Origin of the sequence: Algoriphagus litoralis, from assembly GCF_003259255.1 — a bacterium.
GTDB lineage: Bacteria > Bacteroidota > Bacteroidia > Cytophagales > Cyclobacteriaceae > Algoriphagus > Algoriphagus litoralis.
Genome location: NZ_QGOL01000002.1, coordinates 287,239 through 305,779 on the forward strand (window position 1 = coordinate 287,239; position 18,541 = coordinate 305,779).

16 protein-coding genes are annotated in these 18,541 nt (G+C 44.0%); 10 read left to right on the forward strand and 6 right to left on the reverse strand.

The genetic code is table 11. From position 1 onward, the window contains the following. Window positions 1–57 precede the first annotated feature (57 nt). Window positions 58–2,127: a S9 family peptidase gene (locus DK188_RS01130; RefSeq protein ID WP_111668941.1), complete on the reverse strand. Its 2,070-nt coding sequence runs from the start codon at window positions 2,125–2,127 to the stop codon at window positions 58–60. Between the two features lie 58 nt (window positions 2,128–2,185). Between DK188_RS01130 and DK188_RS01135 the strand changes: the two genes are divergently transcribed. Further along, complete coding sequence (locus DK188_RS01135) at window positions 2,186–3,427, forward strand: alkaline phosphatase family protein (protein WP_111668942.1); 1,242 nt, start codon at window positions 2,186–2,188, stop codon at window positions 3,425–3,427. Between the two features lie 45 nt (window positions 3,428–3,472). Here the strand turns inward: DK188_RS01135 and DK188_RS01140 are convergent, their stop codons facing one another. Continuing rightward, complete coding sequence (locus DK188_RS01140) at window positions 3,473–5,017, reverse strand: M20/M25/M40 family metallo-hydrolase (RefSeq protein WP_111668943.1); 1,545 nt, start codon at window positions 5,015–5,017, stop codon at window positions 3,473–3,475. Between the two features lie 200 nt (window positions 5,018–5,217). Next, window positions 5,218–5,793: a sugar O-acetyltransferase gene (locus tag DK188_RS01145; RefSeq protein ID WP_111668944.1), complete on the reverse strand. Its 576-nt coding sequence runs from the start codon at window positions 5,791–5,793 to the stop codon at window positions 5,218–5,220. A gap of 200 nt (window positions 5,794–5,993) precedes the next feature. On the opposite strand from DK188_RS01145, the gene DK188_RS01150 reads away from it, so the two are divergent. The 9 genes from DK188_RS01150 to DK188_RS01195 all read left to right on the forward strand — a co-directional run bounded on the left by DK188_RS01150 (window position 5,994) and on the right by DK188_RS01195 (window position 16,287). Then, the gene (locus tag DK188_RS01150) at window positions 5,994–6,881 is read left to right on the forward strand and encodes an EboA domain-containing protein (RefSeq protein WP_111668945.1); all 888 of its coding nucleotides are present in this window, start codon (window positions 5,994–5,996) and stop codon (window positions 6,879–6,881) included. A gap of 50 nt (window positions 6,882–6,931) precedes the next feature. Beyond that, window positions 6,932–7,843, forward strand: a complete 912-nt coding sequence (locus DK188_RS01155; protein ID WP_111668946.1) for a TatD family hydrolase — start codon at window positions 6,932–6,934, stop codon at window positions 7,841–7,843. Window positions 7,844–7,846: 3 nt separating this feature from the next. Continuing rightward, window positions 7,847–8,761, forward strand: coding sequence for a UbiA-like protein EboC (eboC, locus tag DK188_RS01160; RefSeq protein WP_111668947.1), 915 nt, complete (start codon window positions 7,847–7,849; stop codon window positions 8,759–8,761). 74 nt (window positions 8,762–8,835) lie between these two features. Further along, window positions 8,836–9,990, forward strand: a complete 1,155-nt coding sequence (locus DK188_RS01165; protein WP_198672950.1) for a 3-dehydroquinate synthase — start codon at window positions 8,836–8,838, stop codon at window positions 9,988–9,990. A gap of 18 nt (window positions 9,991–10,008) precedes the next feature. Continuing rightward, window positions 10,009–11,223, forward strand: a complete 1,215-nt coding sequence (gene eboE, locus DK188_RS01170) for a metabolite traffic protein EboE (RefSeq protein ID WP_111668948.1) — start codon at window positions 10,009–10,011, stop codon at window positions 11,221–11,223. Between the two features lie 225 nt (window positions 11,224–11,448). Beyond that, entirely contained in the window at window positions 11,449–12,819 is a 1,371-nt protein-coding gene (locus tag DK188_RS01180) for an alkaline phosphatase family protein (RefSeq protein WP_111668950.1), read from the forward strand. Between the two features lie 73 nt (window positions 12,820–12,892). Continuing rightward, the gene (locus DK188_RS01185) at window positions 12,893–14,035 is read left to right on the forward strand and encodes a DUF4221 family protein (RefSeq protein WP_111668951.1); all 1,143 of its coding nucleotides are present in this window, start codon (window positions 12,893–12,895) and stop codon (window positions 14,033–14,035) included. A 4-nt stretch (window positions 14,036–14,039) separates the two neighbouring features. Beyond that, on the forward strand, window positions 14,040–15,161 hold the full coding sequence (locus DK188_RS01190; protein WP_157963138.1) for a DUF4221 family protein: 1,122 nt from the start codon (window positions 14,040–14,042) through the stop codon (window positions 15,159–15,161). Between the two features lie 4 nt (window positions 15,162–15,165). Continuing rightward, entirely contained in the window at window positions 15,166–16,287 is a 1,122-nt protein-coding gene (locus DK188_RS01195; protein WP_111668953.1) for a DUF4221 family protein, read from the forward strand. Here DK188_RS01195 and DK188_RS01200 read toward each other — a convergent pair. From DK188_RS01200 to DK188_RS01210, 3 genes are all read right to left on the reverse strand, one after another. Further along, window positions 16,284–16,865: an HD domain-containing protein gene (locus tag DK188_RS01200; RefSeq protein ID WP_111668954.1), complete on the reverse strand. Its 582-nt coding sequence runs from the start codon at window positions 16,863–16,865 to the stop codon at window positions 16,284–16,286. The two genes, DK188_RS01195 and DK188_RS01200, sit on opposite strands and share 4 nt — an antisense overlap. Continuing rightward, window positions 16,865–17,758, reverse strand: coding sequence for a YitT family protein (locus tag DK188_RS01205; RefSeq protein WP_111668955.1), 894 nt, complete (start codon window positions 17,756–17,758; stop codon window positions 16,865–16,867). The genes DK188_RS01200 and DK188_RS01205 overlap by 1 nt, the downstream gene beginning before the upstream one ends. A 149-nt stretch (window positions 17,759–17,907) precedes the next feature. Continuing rightward, window positions 17,908–18,510: a trimeric intracellular cation channel family protein gene (locus DK188_RS01210; RefSeq protein ID WP_111668956.1), complete on the reverse strand. Its 603-nt coding sequence runs from the start codon at window positions 18,508–18,510 to the stop codon at window positions 17,908–17,910. Between the last annotated feature and the right edge of the window lie 31 nt (window positions 18,511–18,541).

Below are 18,541 nucleotides of genomic sequence, written 5' to 3' on the forward strand. Positions count from 1 at the left end.
TTCTAATTTTTCTAAGAAAATTGAGTTATCCACAGGTCGAGGGCTATGGATAACTCTTTATTTTGCCAAAGAATATTTGCTGATGAATTGGAATGTTGCATCAAAAGCCTTGACCCAATTGCGGTGCAAAAGGAAGGAATGAACCTCATCTGGGAAGATCAGCTGCTCTACATGAACCCCTTGTTTTCTAAGGACTTCGGCTAATTCTACACTTTCAGAGAAAAGCACATTTCGGTCATCATCTCCATGGATTAGCAGCACTGGGTCTTGCCAGTTTTTCACAAAATTCATTGGGGAGGACTTGAAAGCCAGTGCTGCCATTTCGGGAAATTTTTCTGGTTTGTACCAAGAGGCGAAGACTGGAATGTCATTGTTCCAGTTGTGCACTCCATGAATATCCACGCCGGCATTGAATTTTTCCGGAGCTTGTGAAAGTGCGTGTGCCGTCAAGAATCCTCCGTAACTTCCACCCCAAGGCGATATTTTTGAGTTATCCACATCGGGTCTAGCAGCTAAATAATCAGCAGCTGCCATCACATCCTGCACCTCACTTGCTCCTCCTGCTCCATAATTTTTTTCTTCTCGGAAATCCATTCCATATCCGATTCCACTCCGGTAATTCAGGATGAAAGCAATGTAACCCTGCGAGGCAAAATACTGCTGTGCGGCATACGTATGACTATAATACATCCCATAATTGAAGCCTAAAAGCATCTGCCTTCTACTCCCACCATGCAGGAAAATGACCGCAGGATATTTCTTGTTCGAATAATAATTCGCAGGAAGAAAGAGTTGTCCATAGCTTTCGAAACCATCTTTAGCTTTCAAAGTAATCGGTTCTGGCTTGGATAGGTTTTTAGGAAAGTTGGTAGGGAAAAGATCCGAAGCAAGCATTTTCGTCTGACCGTAGGTTTGGACCATTGGCCAGCCTGGCCGATCCCAATTGGACTGAAACCAAGCCAAGCCATTTTCTATTCGAACAGGCGCCCAATTGATAGTTTGTGGATCGGAAAGCAGTTCCAATTCAAATGTGGATAAGTCCAGCCGTGACACTTGACGACGATCGATATTCCCGATGTTATGGGTGATCAAAAGTTCATTTTTGGTAAACGAAGATTGAACCCATTCTACCTGCCCATCGCCCGGCGTCAAATGGGTGACTTCCTTTGTTTTTGGATTGATACTATACAATTGCATCCAATTGTTTTTTTCCCATGGAAAAACCAAAGAACCAGAAGGTGTCCACCAAAGTCGTTCACTTACTGCGGGTAAATCGTCCACCATCACGGATCCTCGACCTGGATCCGCTTTCCATACTTCTTCAGCTTTCATCGTGGCGATATCCAAAACACGAATACTCCAAGGATTGGCCTCAGTGATGGATGTAAATGGAAGCAGATTCAGAATATTTGGAATCCGGAGATAGGCGAGTTTTTTTCCGTCAGGACTCCAAGAGGGATAAGAATCAAAATCTAGGCTTGCTTCAGGAAAAGTCAACTGTTTTTTCTCGAAATCCCACAATCCAACAAAAGAATGATCCGACCGGCCTGACATAAAAGCCAGGTATTTTCCGTCAGGAGAAAAAGAAATCATGGATGCACTCCCGCGAGCTTTGAAGAGTTGCTCAACCGAATCGGTGGTGTCTGAAGTTGATTTCAAATAAACCGAACTTCCCAATACATATGCGATATCTTGACCATCTGGACTGAAAACAGGTGAAGTTCCAGGTGCAAACCAGCTTGATTTTCCTGTCTGCAAATCAAGCTTGAAAATCTTCTTGTCTGTGTTTTCCTGTAATTGGGCGGGGTTTGCAGGTTCGCCATTTGGATTACGTCCATTTCCTCTGACGTAAAGCAATGTTGTCCCATCCGGAGAAAATACCAATGGCCCCAAATCCACCCCGAGGTCACCTGAATAATCTGTCAGTTTTTTGGCTGAATAATCCGGCGCTTTTGCATAAAAAATATTTCGTTCACCTTGATTATTGAACACCCATGCGATCGCTGTTCCGTCAGGTGATGCAGTCATCGAGGTGGGAAATGGGGCCGAAAGATAGTCTGCAATGCCTTGACCTTGGAGATCAAAAACAAGCAGAATCAGAAAAACTGAAATTAGGATCTTTTTCATTGGGAAGGGGTTTGGTAAAAGGTACAAATTCCCTTTAATTTCTAAAAAAGTAATTGCAATGGTTAAGACTCTTGGGTTTCCTCTTTGCCTGCTCGGTTTTGTTTACCTAATAGGGTTTTCTGCATTGGCACAGGAGAAAAAAGTGGTTTTTATCATCTTAGATGGTATTCCAGCGTCTGAATTGGAGCGAGTGGATACGCCCAATCTGGACCAAATAGCTGAGACGGGAGGATATGCTCGGGCCTATACCGGAGGGAAGGCAGGGGACTATTCTGAGACGCCTACCATCTCAGCGGTGGGATATAACTCGCTTTTGACCGGGACTTGGGCCAATAAACACAATGTATGGGGAAATGGAATTGAAGCTCCGAATTACAATTACTGGACGATATTCAGATTTTTGAAAGAGGCGAGACCTGATGCTCAAACAGCGATTTTTTCCACATGGCAAGACAATCGAACCAAGCTTTTGGGAGAAAATCTTCCGCAAACTGGCTATTTGAAATTGGACAAATCCTTGGATGGGATGGAAATTGATACCCTAACTTATCCACATGATGAAGGCCACCTGTATATCCGAGCTATAGACGAAAAAGTAGCTCGGGAAGCCGCCAACTACCTTGAAACTTCGGGTCCTGATCTCACTTGGGTGTATTTGCAGTATACCGACGATATGGGTCACAAGTTTGGTAAAAGTCCGGAGATGGATGAGGCGATCCGTCTTGTCGATGCTCAAGTCGGAAGCATCTGGGAATCGATTCGGCGAAGAAAAGTGGAATTCGGTGAGGATTGGCTCATCTGGGTGACCACAGATCATGGTCGAAAAGATCCGGAAGGCAAAGATCATGGAGGTCAATCAATTTCAGAGCGTGAAACCTGGATGGTTACCAATGCGCAAAACCTGAATGATCGCTTTCTCTTGGGAAATGCCTCCATGGTGGATATTCTGCCTACATTTCTTCGGTTTTATAATTTAGTTGTCTCTGAAAAAAGGGAGTATGAACTGGACGGGATTCCGCTGATCGGAGAAATTTCCATTGCCGATGCTGAATTGATTGGTAAACCGAAAAAGCAAAAGCTTATCTGGAAGCCTTTGGATAAGTCTGAGAAAGTCAGCATTTATTGGAGTCCTACTGATAATTTCTCTGCCGGAGGATTTGATGAGTATATTCTTTTAGCAAATGTGGAAAACTCGGGTTCATTTGACCTGCCTAAATCAATTTCCAAAAAGAAGTTTTTTAAACTATTGATCCAAGGTGAGTGGAATGAAGTGAATGTGTGGAAGGGAGGGAAAAAATAAAAAGTCCCGCCGCAGCAGGACTTTTTAAGTTAGTTTCTGTAGGAATTAATCCATACCACCTTTACGATTTGGAGATCTTGGCGTTGGCCATTCGGTAGGTTCTCCTGTTCTGAAGTTGAGCGGAATGCGCTTTTCACGGGAAACTTGCTCAGGCTCTTCTGAGGCCATGTAAACCAGAATCGCTGCCAAAATCGCGTTACTTTTTACGTCATCGAACACTACTTTGTCATAGGTGTCGACATTGGTATGCCAAGTCTGTGTGCCATAATCCCAGCTTAACGAACTTAAGTTAAACGCAGGCACGCCAGCTGCTACAAAAGAAGCATAGTCTGATCCTCCGCCACCGGGATTGCCCGGAAAGCTGGTTTCGATATCTGATGTAATTTCCCTTGGTACTTTGTTCATCCAGCGACCAAGATATTCGTAGCTATCTACAAAACCTTGACCCGATAGATTTGCCACTCGGCCTGTTCCATTGTCCTGGTTGAAAAGTACTTGGATTTTGCCCATCATCTCAGGATGATCTTCGACAAATGCTCTGGATCCGTTGAGGCCTTGCTCTTCTGATCCCCAATGACCGACTAAAATGGTACGCTTGGGATTTGGATAGACTTTCTTAAGGATCCGCATTACTTCCATCATTAAAATAGTTCCTGTTCCGTTGTCAGTGGCACCGGTTCCACCATCCCACGAGTCAAAGTGAGCCGAAAGCATCACGTATTCCTCAGGTTTTTCTGTTCCTTTGATTTCAGCGATGGTATTGAATGTTGGCTGTACCCCAGTCTCTTTGGATTGGGCATTGAGGTGGATTTGAGGCTTTTTGCCGCTTTCAGCCAAACGGAAAAGCATGCCATAATCTTCCAAGGAAAGATCTACAGTGGGTACGGTCTTCGTCGAGGCAGAGAAGATTTTATTTGCTCCAAAAGCTCTGGACCAGTACGAGGTGATGATGCCCAAAGCTCCTGCTTCTTCTAAAGCCAGCGGTAGAGCTTGACGATTTTTGCCTGTTTTTCTCAGGCGCTCCTGCCATGCAATATCAGCGGCGGAGCGTTCCTCTTTCATCTTTTCAAAAGATTCCTTAGTGGCCCATTTTTCCCAGTTGTAATCGGGTCTACCGGTAATCTGAGGAGCGGAGATCATTACATACTTTCCTTTTACTGAGGGAAGCCATTTTTGAAATGCGACTGAATCTGCAAAATCAGGCAAAACGACGACTTCGCCCTGCGCTCCACCCTTTGGAGAAGCTGGACTCCAGGCAAGCTGCATTCCTGAAAGAGATCTGGTCCAAGGAGCCACCATATCGATATGGGTGATTCCACGCTCCCAACCTCTCCATTCGCCCCATTTTTCATTTCGTGCAGGGATACCCCAAGCTTCATATTGGCTTACTGCCCAGTCGTGAGCTTTTTGCATCTGAGGAGAACCTACAAGTCTCGGTCCCACACCGTCCAAAAGCTCATGGGCTAAGACTTCCAATTGGGAGTTTTCATTCGCTTCTTTGATGATGGCATCGATGACTTGGTTTTGCGCTCCTGCTTTGACTGAGATCAAAAGCAAAAGGGCCAAGCCTAAGTGATAAATTTTTTTCATGTGTTTTTAGTTTGCTTTTTAATGGTCAAATAACCTGTCTCGTCCGCCGCGGCGGATCGGGAGAATCTCGCATTTCGAATAATTACCTCGATGTGACGTTCTTCGTCATGCTCGATTTCATAGGATTTAGTTTAGGAGATAAAAATAAATGAGTGGGCATTATTTCGGCTAACCGCTGGTGGATAATTGACTATTCTTTATCAAAGCTGCTTTACGACCTTACATGGATTTCCAAAAGCGAGGACATCACTTGGGATGTCTTTAGTGACCACAGATCCTGCACCGATGGTAACATTGTCGCCAATGCAGATACCCGGAAAAATCACTGAATTGCCACCAATCCAAACATTGTCCCCGATGATTACCGGTTGAGTAGAAGTATGGTAGCGGGTACTTTCCCCATCTTGATAAATCCGCTCGGAAGCCTTAAGCGGATGAGTTGCGGTGTAAATCTGCACGTATGGAGCGATTAACCCATTTTTACCGATTCTGATTTTGTTGTCATCGAGAAATATGCAATTTGAATTGACAAAGGTGTTTTCGCCAATCTCAATGTTGACTCCATAGTCACAGTAAAATGGAGTTTCTATCCAGACACCCTTTTCGACTTTTCCCAAAAGTTGACTTAAAATTTCTCTTCTCCGAGCCAGATCTCGACTATCGCAGGCATTATGGGCTAAAATGAGAGCCTTTGCCTGGTGGTAAAGCTCTAGTAATTCAGGGTCACGGGAATCATAGGCCTCGCCATCCAGCATTTTTTGGTGGTTGGATTTCATGGAAACTCAATTTAATCGATCTCTAAAATAGAAATAATTGCGCGATCATGACTTTTAAAGTACACTTCGCCTAAGTCAAGATTCATTATCCCATGATTTTTATCAGGAATCGCTTTTTTTCCTTCCTTTCACCAAATTTCCCTTGGCTTTTCTAAGGCTTTTGGATTTACTTTATCTCTGCTTCAAACCCGGAGGACAACATGCAAACCCAAACCGACTTACTTGCTTTTTTTAAAGAGGTTCTATCTTCCAGAGCTGAACTCAAAGCGCTCGATTGGCTACATACCCAAACAGAAAAAATCATAGCTGAAGCATCGCCCATCAAGTTTTTTCTTGCTTTCTCTCAGGCATCCCGCTTTTTCAAAAAGGAAAAAATGGTTCTAAACCAGCAGGAAATAGACCGGGCAGCTTCTTTGGTAGCTGGATTTGACCCTGGTCACTGGGATTTGCTCCAGACTGCACGAACTTATCTTTTGCTTCATTTTCCACAGGAAAAAGAACGATGGTTTACAGCCATCAATCAGCTTTTTGAGACGGGCGACCTGTATGAGCAGCAGGCGCTTTATGCGGCATTGCCATTGATGCCATTTCAGGAAGAGTTGCTTCCTCGAGCCATAGATGGATGCCGAACGAATATGACGCTGATCTTTGACGCCATTGCCTTGAATAATCCCTATCCTTCCAACTACTTTCCGGAAGCCAACTGGAATCAACTGGTCCTCAAGTCGATCTTTATGCAGCGACCACTCTATCGAATTCAGCAGCTGGATGAACGAAGAAATCCTGCTTTGGCTGCAATTGCCTCAGATTTTGCTCACGAGCGATGGGCTGCAGGAAGAGAGGTCATGCCTGAACTCTGGCGTTTGGTGGCGCCGTTTATCAATGAAAAATTCATTGCTGATCTTAAAAAAGTATTGGCATCAAACGATCAATTGGAGATTGAAGCCGGACTTTTAGCTTTGATTGGGTGTCATTCGGAAGAAGCAAAGCAGCTACTTCAAGGGCACAATGAAGAGGTCATGGCCATCGAATACGGAGAAATCACCTGGGAAAAAATCGGAAGGGACTTTCAGGAAAAAAGAGGGTGATTACCTTCCCAATCCTTAATTTTAAATTCTTCATTCTTAATTACTGAATTATGGAAATGTACATAGATCCTCATATTCACCTGGTTTCACGCACGACGGATGATTACGAAGCCATGCGAAAAGCCGGTATTGTAGCCACTATCGAACCAGCCTTTTGGCTGGGTCAGCCCAGGACCGAGGTGGGTTCTTTCAAGGATTATTTTTCCACACTTGTGGGTTGGGAAAGATTCCGTGCCAGTCAATTTGGAATCGTGCACTACTGCACCATGGGCCTGAATTCTAAAGAAGCTAACAATGTGGCTTTAGCCGAACAGGTGATGGAGCTTTTGCCACTGTATGCAGGCAAAGAAGGAGTAGTGGCAATCGGTGAAATCGGCTACGACGATCAAACTGAGGCCGAAGATCGTTTTTACCGTCTTCAGCTCGAACTTGCAAAAGACGTCAACCTGCCAGTACTTATCCACACCCCTCATCGCGACAAGAAAAAAGGAACAACGCGGTCCATGGACGTAGCCGAAGAGCATCAAATGGATCCGGGATGGGTAGTAGTCGATCACAACAATGAAGAGACGGTTAAAGAAGTTTTGGATCGGGGGTTTTGGGCGGCTTTCACCATTTATCCACACACTAAAATGGGTTCGGAGCGTATGGTAGAAATCGTCAAACAATACGGCCCTGAGCGAATTATCGTTAATTCTGCTGCGGATTGGGGAATTTCTGATCCTTTGGCTGTGCCAAAAACGGCCAACCTGATGCGAAAAATGGGCATTCCCGAGGAGCACGTTCGCTTGACTACGTATCAAAATGCCCTGACTGTCTTTGGACTAAGTGGGCAAATGGACGAGAACGATTGGCTCAAAGCACCTTCCATTGACCAAACCAAAAAACTTGGTGGAAACTCTGTCCTTCGTGGTGGGCAGGTACCTCGTGTGGAAGGTCCAGCCGATCGAGTTGAAAATTAATCCATGGCAAAAAACGGAATATTCCCTTACCTCCAACTTACCCGCCCGGCGAATGTAATCACAGCGATTGCAGATATCTGGGCAGGATTTGCAGTTGCCGGTGCTTGGGATTACATGGCCACGAATTGGGTATATGGGGATCAGCAATTTTGGTTAAACCTGCTTTGGCTTTCATTGAGTACAATTGGGTTGTATGCTGGTGGTGTGGCCTTTAATGATATCGCTGATGCCGATTTGGATGCCATAGAGAGACCAGAGCGACCGATTCCAAGCGGCAGAGCTTCCAAATCCAAAGCAACTATCATGTCTTTGGCATTGCTAATCCTTGGTGTACTCTCGGCCGCCCAGGTCAATTTCACCGCAGCATTAATTGCTGCTTCAGTCGCTGTTTTGGCTGTGGTATATGATTACTGGGGAAAGCATCAGCGGATTCTAGGCCCAATCAATATGGGGCTTTGCCGATCTGGAAATTTACTCTTGGGCATCAGCGTGGCACCTGAAGTAGTGGAAAAAATCTGGCCGATTGCGTTTATTCCTTTGATTTACGTGGCAGCCATTACCATGATCAGCCGGGGAGAAGTACAAGGAAAAAACAGAAAAGCCCTGTTTGCTGGAGGTACAATGTATGCGTCCATTTTCTTGGCAATTTTTGGATTGGCTTATCTGGAGAGTCCGGGATACCTACAAGTCATTCCTTTTTTAGCTTTGCTGGGATATATGTTGTTTCCTCCATTGGTGAAAGCAGTTCGAACTCAGGAACCAAAATTCATTGGAAAATCGGTCAAAGCGGCAGTTATTTCCTTGATTATCGTCAATGCCTCGGTTGCCACGGCATTCTCGGGTTGGCCCATTGGAATCATCGTTTTGCTCCTTCTTCCGGTTTCCCTTTGGTTAGCGAAAAAATTTGCCGTAACCTGAGCAAAATTTAAACTAAATCGCCGTTAAAATTGTCTTGAAGGCGATAATTGCCCAATAACCTATTGCCGATTCTGATGAATACAATTCTCGAACAGACCTTTTCAGTTCCTTTCCGATATCCGGTGTGCTTCACCGAGGATCTTTTCGATCCAAAGAATTCCATTTTGGCCGATGTACTTCGTGGAGATCGAGTTCCCAAAGTACTTTTTGTTATAGACAAAGGTGTTTCAGATTCCCATCCTGGATTAATCGATCAGGTAAAAGCCTACTCTGCTACATTCAGCGAAATATTTACTCTGGCTGCCGACCCGATGGTGGTGATGGGTGGTGAAGCCTGCAAAAATGACGAGAAGCTATACCAACAAATCGTGGAAGCCACGCATCTGTATGGAATTGACCGCCATTCCTACATTGCCGTGATTGGGGGGGGAGCGGTCTTGGATATGGTTGGCTTTGCAGCAGCAATTTCTCATCGTGGGATTCGATTGATCCGGATACCTACTACTGTGCTATCGCAAAATGACTCCGCAGTAGGCGTGAAAAACAGCATCAATGCCTTCGGCAAAAAGAATTACCTCGGCACATTTACTCCTCCAAATGCCGTCTTGAATGATTTCAATTTTCTGAAAACCCTGGACGATCGAGACTGGAGAGCAGGTATTTCCGAAGCTATAAAAGTGGCTCTGATTAAGGATTTGAGCTTTTTCGAGTGGCTGGAGGCCAAGGGGGAAGCGCTTGCCAATCGTGAAATGCTCCCGATGAAGGAACATATCATCCGCAGTGCCAAGATGCACATGGATCACATCGCAGGTAAAGATCCATTTGAGTTTGGCTCTTCTAGACCTTTGGATTTTGGACATTGGGCAGCACATAAATTGGAAAAGTTGAGCGATTTCAGAATCCGTCATGGAGAAGCGGTGGCAATCGGGATTGCCTTGGATTCTACGTATTCATTTTTGCAGGGTAGAATCTCAGATGAGGACTTAAATAGGATCATTCACCTACTGAAAACTCTTGGGTTTGAGTTATATGCTCCAGAGTTGCAAGGTGACCATCTCATACAGGGACTTAAGGAATTCCAAGAGCATCTTGGAGGTCAACTGACGATAATGCTCTTGGAAAAACTAGGAAAAGGAATCGAAGTTCATCAGATGGACTATGATCTGATCCATCAATCTGTAGATTTGCTACAATCATTTCAGGGGAAATCCAATCTTATTCCTTCCTGATTTTTTTAATTTCACCACATGGACATCAAGGGATTTCATCTGAGCTATTGCAGCAATATACATCCCGGTGAAAGCTGGGAAGCCACTTTTCAAAATCTAAAAATCTACATCCCCGAAGTCAGGCAACGTCTCAAAGCTGAAGGGCCTTTTGGAATCGGACTGAGGCTTTCCAATGAAGCATCGCTGATCTTAGAGCGGCCCGAAAAACTTGCCGAATTCAAAGATTGGCTGCGCAAAGTCAATGCCTACGTCTTCACTTTAAATGGCTTTCCCTACGGTGATTTTCATAGGCAAATTGTCAAGGAAAAGGTGCATTTCCCGGATTGGACGACTACCGATCGCCGAGATTACACCATTCGCTCCTTTCGTATTTTGTCTCAACTTTTGCCCGCAGGTATTGAAGGGGGAATCTCCACGTCACCAATTTCTTACAGGCATTGGTTTAAGTCGTCAGATGCGCTGAATGAAGGAATGGAAATCGCCACGCAGCATCTGCTGGAAGTGGTCGAGCAGTTGGTATTGATCCACCGAATCACTGGAAAATTGATGCACCTGGATATTGAGCCGGAGCCGGATGGGGTTTTGGAGAATTCAGATGAAATGATCTGGTTATTCACCGATTGGTTGCTTCCTAAAGGCAAACCTTGGATCGCTGAGAAGTTTGGGATAGGTGAAGATGAAGCAGAAAAGTTGATCAAAACGCATATACAAGTCTGCTATGACGTGTGTCATTTTGCAATCGTCTATGAAGAGCCGGCTGACACATTTGCGAAATTCGAAGCTGCCGGAATTCAGATCGGAAAGATTCAAATTTCCGCTGCGCTAAAAGTTTTGATTCCTGCTACGCCAAATGGCAAGTTTAGCTTAGGTAAAAAATTGCAGTCATTCATGGAGTCTACCTACTTGCATCAGGTAGTGGCAAGGCAGGAAGATGGAGCACTGAAATCCTATTCAGACCTTCCTCAGGCATTGGACACTTTGGCAGATAGCAAAGAGCAAGAATGGCGAATCCACTTCCATGTCCCTGTATTCTTGGAGAATTACGGCTCTTTTTCGTCCACTCAGGAAACAATTTCAATTGTACTCAAGGAAATTTTATCCAATCCAGAAATCACCCAACATCTTGAAGTGGAAACGTATACTTGGGAAGTTTTGCCGGAAGATACGCGGCTGAGTTTGGGTGAGTCAATTGCAAGGGAATTGAGTTGGGTGATCGGGGAGATGAAAGCTTAGTAATAGTAAATTGTAAGTGGTAAAAAGTAGTCAGTTGGATTGAGGTGCCTAAGTGCGAACTCCCCCTTGCAAAGGGGGTCGGGGGGATTTGGTTGTTTTCCAATTGAGTTTTTCAAAATCCCCCTAGCCCCCTTAAGAAGGGGGAATTGCCTCAAATATGGTTTTGAACCTTGATTAAAATAGTTGAGGTTGAATCTTTGAATGCAAAATTCATAAGTAAAAAACATGATAAAAACCGTTGTCCTAGATATCGTTGCCCTTTCTCCTCGAGTGATCGGCGAATACACTCCTTTTTTGAAAAGCTGGATTGAATCTAAAAAGCAAGCTGTCGTGGAGCCTGTTCTTCCGGCAGTGACTTGCTCTGCGCAGTCGGTGTATTTGACTGGAAAATGGCCTTCAGAAAACGGAATCGTAGGAAACGGCTGGTATTTTCAGGACGAATGCGAAATCAAGTTTTGGCGTCAGTCCAATAAGCTCGTACAGGCAGAGAAAGTCTGGGAAGTGCTGAAAAAGGAAAATCCGAAATTCACTGTAGCCAATCTATTTTGGTGGTACAACATGTACTCGAGTGCCGATTTTGCGGTGACACCTCGCCCACTTTACCTGCAAGACGGGCGAAAAGAGCCAGACTGCCATTCCCAACCCATGGAACTCCGGGATCGCCTGCAAAAGGAACTAGGCCAGTTTCCGCTTTTCTCCTTTTGGGGACCAAAAACTACCATCGAATCCAGTCGCTGGATCGCAGAAGCGGCCAAAAAAGTAGATCAATGGCATAACCCGACACTGAACCTGATCTACATTCCACATTTGGATTATGGCCTTCAAAAGTATGGGATTGACTTTGACAAAATAGGGAAGGACCTGAACGAAGTCGATGACTTGGCGAAAGACTTGATCACCTATTTTGAGAATCAGGGCACCCAGGTTTTATTGCTTTCGGAATATGCCATCACTACGGTAAGCAAACCTGTTCACCTCAATCGGATTTTCCGGGAAAAAGGCTGGATTCAGGTGAAAGATGAATTGGGGAAAGAGACATTGGATGCCGGAACCTCGGCGGTTTTTGCGGTAGCAGATCATCAGGTTGCGCATGTCCATGTGAATGACAAGTCCAAACTCGCTGAGGTGAAAAAGCTCTTGGAAAAAACTCCCGGTGTGGAGAAAGTCCTTGACGAGGTAGGTAAAAAAGACTTCCACATCGATCACGCCCGCTCGGGTGATTTGGTGGTGATTGCCGATTCGGATTCTTGGTTTACGTACTATTTCTGGTTGGACGATGCAAAAGCGCCGGATTACGCAAGATGTGTGGATATCCATAGGAAGCCAGGCTACGATCCTGTTGAGTTGGTGTTGGATCCAAAGATCAAATTCCCGCTGGTGACAGTTGGTTCGAAAGTGCTAAAGAAAAAGCTGGGCTTCCGCTACCTGATGGATGTGATTCCCTTGGATGCGACTTTGGTGAAAGGAGCACATGGACGGATTCCCGAATCCGACTTGGACAAGCCACTTTTTGTTTCTGATTCGGCTATTAATTCTGCTGCAAACATCCAACCGACCCAAGTCTTTGACCTGATTTTGAAGGCTGTAAGAGGTTAAAACAGCAAAAATAATTCTTGATATTCTTTGATTTTAGTTTAGCTAAGTTAGTTTAGTAGGAAAATTATTTTCTATGAGTCGGCTTGCTTTATCGTTAAGTCTTTTTCTGCTTTTTTCCTGTGGAGGGAATTCTTCGGAAAAATCCGAGTCCGGCAATATTTTGGAGAATTTGACTTTTGATTTAGATACGGTGGTGATGGATCCAGGCGATGAGCTTGTCAATCTCCAGTTTTCACCTTCTCAATTTGACCTTTCTCCTGACCAGAGGCGATACTATTTTATGCATCGGAATTCAGGAGAGATGACCGTATTTGATTTAGAGGAAAGGAGACTAATCAAGAAAATTCTCTTTGAGAAAGAAGGACCCAATGCCATCCCCAATTTCGTTTATAGTTTCCAGTTGTTTGATGAAAATAAGTTTCTGCTCACAGATTCCAGAAATATCAGTTTTTATGATTCTTCGGGAGTGAAATTGAGGAGTGTTCCTTTTGATAAAGATAATTTTCCCGAATTGACCGAGGATGAGGGCTATAGTTTGATCACTGGGTTGAAAGTAGATGATCAGCAGCAAATCTTCTATTCTCTTCCCAATGATCCAAAAAGTGAGCGGGTTAGCTTGGCTATTTGGGATAGTGCTACGGGTCAAAGCCGATTGGTTTCCCTGCCTGAGTTTGGGTTTTTGACCAAGTTCACACTTGTATTTCGGGATGGTAACTCCTATAGTGGAGCCAGTTTTGCCAATCTCAAATTAAAATTGGAACAGGATCGAGCGATTATCTATTCCTCTGGTACGAGCAGCATTTACTCCTTTGATTTGACTATGGATTCACTCTATTTCAAAAGGTATGAGCCCAAGATGTTCCCTTTCCAGGCCGAGGCTCCCCTTGTCAGTGAGTTTTCAAGCAAGCAGGAATTTGATGAAGGGATTGGTAAAGCCAGAGCTCAAATATCATTTGGTGATCTTTTTTGGGACGAAAGCCGGACCATCTATTTTCGATTTGCATCTATTTCAAAACCAAATCTTAATCCGGAGCTTCCTGCCAAAAGCGAAGTGTATCTTATGGCATTCGATAAAGAGTTGAATTTGATTGGAGAAACCAGATTGGAGGAATTGTCTTTTCCTCCCACTTGGGCCTTCTTCAAAGACGGCAAGCTTTGGACCTATGTCAATGTGGAGGATGAGCTGGGTTTTGCAGTGATGGATTTTAAATTTTAAGATGATGAAAAAACTAGCGGTAATTCTATTTATTCCTATTCTATTATCCTGTGGAGAAAATTCATCTGAAAAATCGGAATCTGGAAACGTATTGGAGTCTTTGACTTATTCAGTAGATACAGTGGTGATTGATGCCAAGGAAGAGTTTCTCTTCATTCAGTGGGGACTGCTAGGCTCGGTGGTCACCCGTGATCTGAAGCAGTTGTATAATTTCAACCAAAAGGATTTTAAACTGGAGCAGATTGACTTGGATAGTCGGACTCTAATAAATAAAGTATCCTTGGAACGAGAGGGGCCACTTGGAACTGGGGATTCTCAATTGATCCAGCTGGACAAAGCCGGAAACATCTATTTCATCGGCATGTGGGAGCTTCGGATTTTCAATCCAAGCCTGGACTCAATGACCTTGTTCAAGTTGAATCCGGACACGCTGAGCGGTCTGGATCCAGATGATGCGGTGGGTTCTGAGGCACTCGTGACCGCAGATGGCAAATCCTTTATTACCACCTATTTTTCCAAAGAACAGACGCAGGCGGGGATGTTGGTGATTTCTCTGGAAGATCTTTCTACCAAAAAGTACCCCTTTGACCTCGGTGAAAAATTGGAGCCCTTTCGATTTACCTTGCTTGAAGATGGCAAGGTGAGAGCGAGTACCATGGAACGGATTTATTTGACAGAATTGGATCAAAATGTTCTCATTTCCTCTGCACACTTCAATGAGGCCTACGTCTTAGATCTTAGCCAGGACACCTTGATGGTGAAAAGACACCACGCTCAGCTTACCGCCAATGAAAAGACAAAGCCACAAAAGTCAACTGCCGACTCCTTCGAGGAATTGGAGGAAATCCTGGCAGAAACCGGAAAACAAGTCCGCTTTGGAAGCTATGTGTATGACCCATCACAAAAGCAGGTTTGGAGATTTTCTCGGGTGATGGAAAGTGAGCTGGAAGGAAAAAAGACCTATAAAAATGTCGTTACCCTTTTTGACTCAGAACTGAATCAAGTTGGCGAAACAGTGCTCCCGATTTTCCCGGAGATACCCTTTTTCTTCAAAGACGGCAAGCTTTGGTCCTTTGTTAATGTGGAAGATGAGCTGGGTTTTGCAGTGATGGATTTTAAATTTTAAGACTATGAAAAACGTAATTTTCTTATTCCTTATCTCAGGATTCGCTTCTTGTTCTTCTGAAAAAAAACCAGCTGAGCGACAAACCCTCGACTTTACGGTGGAGCTTGACACAATTAAAGTCGATGCCGGAGAGGAGCTACTTTATGTCAATTGGAGTCTCTCTTCCTCGGGGGAGTCACCTGATGGAAAATACCTCTTTAATTTCAAGCGAGCTAAACCCATTGCCTTGGAGGTGATCAATCTGGAAAACCTTAGCCTCGAAAAGGTCATTCTCATGGAACTGGAAGGGCCTAACGGCTTAGGCACGGAGTATATTTCAAAGATCCATCTTACCCCTAGCGGAAGCTTTATTTTTCTGGATGGTTATCAGGTTTCTACCTTTGATGATCAACTTAATAAAGTCAGCACGTACCGATTAGATAAGGAAGAGTTCATTCTCAAATCACTACCAGAAGGAAAAAGAATTTGGCTCGATCAGGCTATATCGGGTGATGGGAAAAAATTAGCGGCATTCTATGGAGGGCAACAAATGACCGATCCGAAAGAAGGTGTGATTGTGGTTGATTTTGATGCACAAGCAGCCAGGATTTTCCCGATGGAATCCTTAAGTTCTTGGTTAAAATATCAGACGACTTTCCTCTACAATGGGGAACATCCCATGAATGCCATTTTTCCACCAGCCAATCTCTTGATGAAGGGTGACTCGATCATTTTCTCAATTGCAGCAGAAAATAAGGTTTACTTTTTGGATCTGAATACTGACTCAATCAGCACTAATACCTATGAAAGTCAGTTTACCAGTCAGATTTCGCAGAAAGTATTTCCTCAAACAGTAGATGCTGAGGAGGAATTCCAGAAAATTTCAACAGAAAAATTAAATGAAGTACGCTATGGAAATTTTCTTTTTGACGAAAAAAATCAGGTTTACTGGAGAATTACACTAGAGTCTCCAAAGGCAGTGCTTACCGTATTTTCATCTGATTTCAAGCAACTAGGCGAAGTACTGTTGGATGAGAGTTTTAAACTGCCCTCAAAGGTTTTCATTCGGGATGGTATGATTTACACCTTTCTCAATCAGGACGACGAGGTGTACTTTGTGAGGCTGAAGCCCAATTTTGAGAATTAAACCACCCCCAGCCTTTTCTTCACCGTCAGGAGGTTTTCCTGCTTTTTAGGCTCGCGGTGCTTTTGGCAGTACTGGGTGTGAAAGTGATGCTTTTGCATAAATACCAGTTGCAGTTCATCCCAGGCCTGTTCCGTAAAATCAGGGTTGAAGTGCTTCAACTCCTCGAAAAGTGTTTTGCCTATTTTCTCAAATTGATCTGTACCCAAATATTCCAGATCCGCATCTGCAATGATCTTTTCCAACAGATTGGTGGGGCTTTGAGGAATCTTGGTAGCCATGATCATTCCACAGATTTTATCCAATTCTGCACCGGAATAGGCTCCTTCGAGATAGCTTTTGGCGATTTTGCACCCTTTTTCTTCGTGGTCTTTGGGATTGTCAATGAAGCCTGTATCGTGAAAAAGTGCCGCAAGCTTCAATAAATGGAGTTCTTCGTCTGATAGCTGGTGCTCCTTACCCAAAAAAATCACTTGCTTGATCACATAGGCAGTATGGTCGAGATTATGATAGGTCAGATGTTTTGGCAGCTTGGCCAAAATTTCCTGATAGACCGTATGTTGGATTTCCTCAAATTCCATCAGCTGTGTTTTTTACCGACCCGTTTGATAACCCCTCCCCTGACTTCCTTGATCGTCTGAACATAAAAGAATGCTTTTGGGTCTATGTGTTGAATTGCCTCTTTTATTCGATGTACTTCCAGTCGCGTGACTACTGTCATGATGATATCGCAGGGATGCTTGATGTGGAAAGTTTCTGGAAGATAACCTCTTTCTCCTTTATATACAGAAATCGCCTTGCCAAATTCCTTGACAATAAGCTCTTTCACTTTATCATCCTCTCTGGATATGATCGTCAGAGCCGTATATTCCTCAAAGCCCTCCACCACATAATCGGTCATTTTGATTGCGGTGAAGTAAGTCAGAATAGAATATAAAGCAGCCTCTGTGCCAAAGTATACCGCTGCAACAAGCATAATGATCGAATTGAGAAATACAGTGATCTCACTGCCTGAAAAGGCCGAATTTTTCTGAAAAAACTCCGTGATCACTTCAAATCCATCAATCAATCCTCCTCCTCGGATTATGAGTCCAATTCCCGTTCCCATCAATACCCCTCCAAAAACCGCAATCAGCAGTTTATCATTGGTGATCGGTTCGATCTCCATAAAATGAAGGACAATCGTCAGAAGAAAAACGGAAAATGCAGACTGCACAGCGAAGGTTTTTCCGATCATTTTCCATCCTATCCAGAGGAAAGGAATATTTATCAGGACCAAAAGGAGGTTTAGATCCACACCAAAATTAAGGTTCACGATAATGGCTATACCAGTCACTCCTCCATCCAGGAATTTGTTTGGGAGCATAAACGCTTCTAAAGCTACCGCAGCGCAAAATACACCCGTGATGATGTAAAAAAGTGACGCTGGATCAAAGATGGCTTTCCAATCGATGTTTTGTCTGGATGATATCATTCCAAACAAGGGTTAAAAAAGTTCATATTTTGGTGGATTCTCATTTTTTGTAAAATTTAAGCAAATTCCCAGTTTGCCCAAATTTCCCTCAGCGGAAACTTTAAGGAATGTTGGAATTATCTTGATTTTACTACAATTAGCACTGAAAATTAGCCTAATCGCGGTAAACTGAGCTTGTATTTCATGGCAATCATCCGAATACTGATGATCAAAGACATGGAGATAAGCATATTGTAGTTTCGGTCAAGACCAAAGTGCTCCAACACCAAGTACATGATCGCTCCAACAAGGCAGGCTGAAGCGTAGATTTCTTTCCTGAAAAGGATCGGAATCTCATTCGTGAGGGTGTCCCGAATCACCCCACCCATCACTGCCGAAAACATCCCCATAATCGCAGCGATCTCAGGCCTGACTCCAAGGCTTAGCGCTTTCTCCACACCCAGCACAGTGAAAAAACCAATTCCCAGCGTATCAAACAGAAAGAAAGTTTTGCGGAGCCGGCTGAGAATAGAAGGGAATAAAAATGCAGTCAAGATTCCAACAAGTATGGCATAGAGCACTTGGACATTGCCTATCCAGACAAGGGGATAACTGTCCAGTAAAATATCACGAAGCGTACCACCGCCTATCGCTGTAATAAATCCAGTAAATCCCGCCCCAAAAAGATCATGTTCTTTTTCCCGAATAGCCAATGCTCCTGATATCGCAAAGACGAAGGTACCGGTGAGTTCGAGGCCGTATTGAAGATCCATGGAATAAAAGGTTTGTGAAAAGTTAAGGGAT

Bases quoted from the DNA above. Each gene is read 5' to 3' on its own strand.
- DK188_RS01165 (WP_198672950.1), top strand. From the start codon at position 8,836: ATGAATACAATTCTCGAACAGACCTTTTCAGTTCCTTTCCGATATCCG.
- DK188_RS01180 (WP_111668950.1), top strand. From the start codon at position 11,449: ATGATAAAAACCGTTGTCCTAGATATCGTTGCCCTTTCTCCTCGAGTG.
- DK188_RS01200 (WP_111668954.1), bottom strand. From the start codon at position 16,865: ATGGAATTTGAGGAAATCCAACATACGGTCTATCAGGAAATTTTGGCC.
- DK188_RS01145 (WP_111668944.1), bottom strand. From the start codon at position 5,793: ATGAAATCCAACCACCAAAAAATGCTGGATGGCGAGGCCTATGATTCC.
- DK188_RS01185 (WP_111668951.1), top strand. From the start codon at position 12,893: ATGAGTCGGCTTGCTTTATCGTTAAGTCTTTTTCTGCTTTTTTCCTGT.
- DK188_RS01210 (WP_111668956.1), bottom strand. From the start codon at position 18,510: ATGGATCTTCAATACGGCCTCGAACTCACCGGTACCTTCGTCTTTGCG.
- DK188_RS01195 (WP_111668953.1), top strand. From the start codon at position 15,166: ATGAAAAACGTAATTTTCTTATTCCTTATCTCAGGATTCGCTTCTTGT.
- DK188_RS01130 (WP_111668941.1), bottom strand. From the start codon at position 2,127: ATGAAAAAGATCCTAATTTCAGTTTTTCTGATTCTGCTTGTTTTTGAT.
- DK188_RS01155 (WP_111668946.1), top strand. From the start codon at position 6,932: ATGGAAATGTACATAGATCCTCATATTCACCTGGTTTCACGCACGACG.
- DK188_RS01140 (WP_111668943.1), bottom strand. From the start codon at position 5,017: ATGAAAAAAATTTATCACTTAGGCTTGGCCCTTTTGCTTTTGATCTCA.
- eboC (WP_111668947.1), top strand. From the start codon at position 7,847: ATGGCAAAAAACGGAATATTCCCTTACCTCCAACTTACCCGCCCGGCG.
- DK188_RS01150 (WP_111668945.1), top strand. From the start codon at position 5,994: ATGCAAACCCAAACCGACTTACTTGCTTTTTTTAAAGAGGTTCTATCT.
- DK188_RS01135 (WP_111668942.1), top strand. From the start codon at position 2,186: ATGGTTAAGACTCTTGGGTTTCCTCTTTGCCTGCTCGGTTTTGTTTAC.
- eboE (WP_111668948.1), top strand. From the start codon at position 10,009: ATGGACATCAAGGGATTTCATCTGAGCTATTGCAGCAATATACATCCC.
- DK188_RS01190 (WP_157963138.1), top strand. From the start codon at position 14,040: ATGAAAAAACTAGCGGTAATTCTATTTATTCCTATTCTATTATCCTGT.
- DK188_RS01205 (WP_111668955.1), bottom strand. From the start codon at position 17,758: ATGATATCATCCAGACAAAACATCGATTGGAAAGCCATCTTTGATCCA.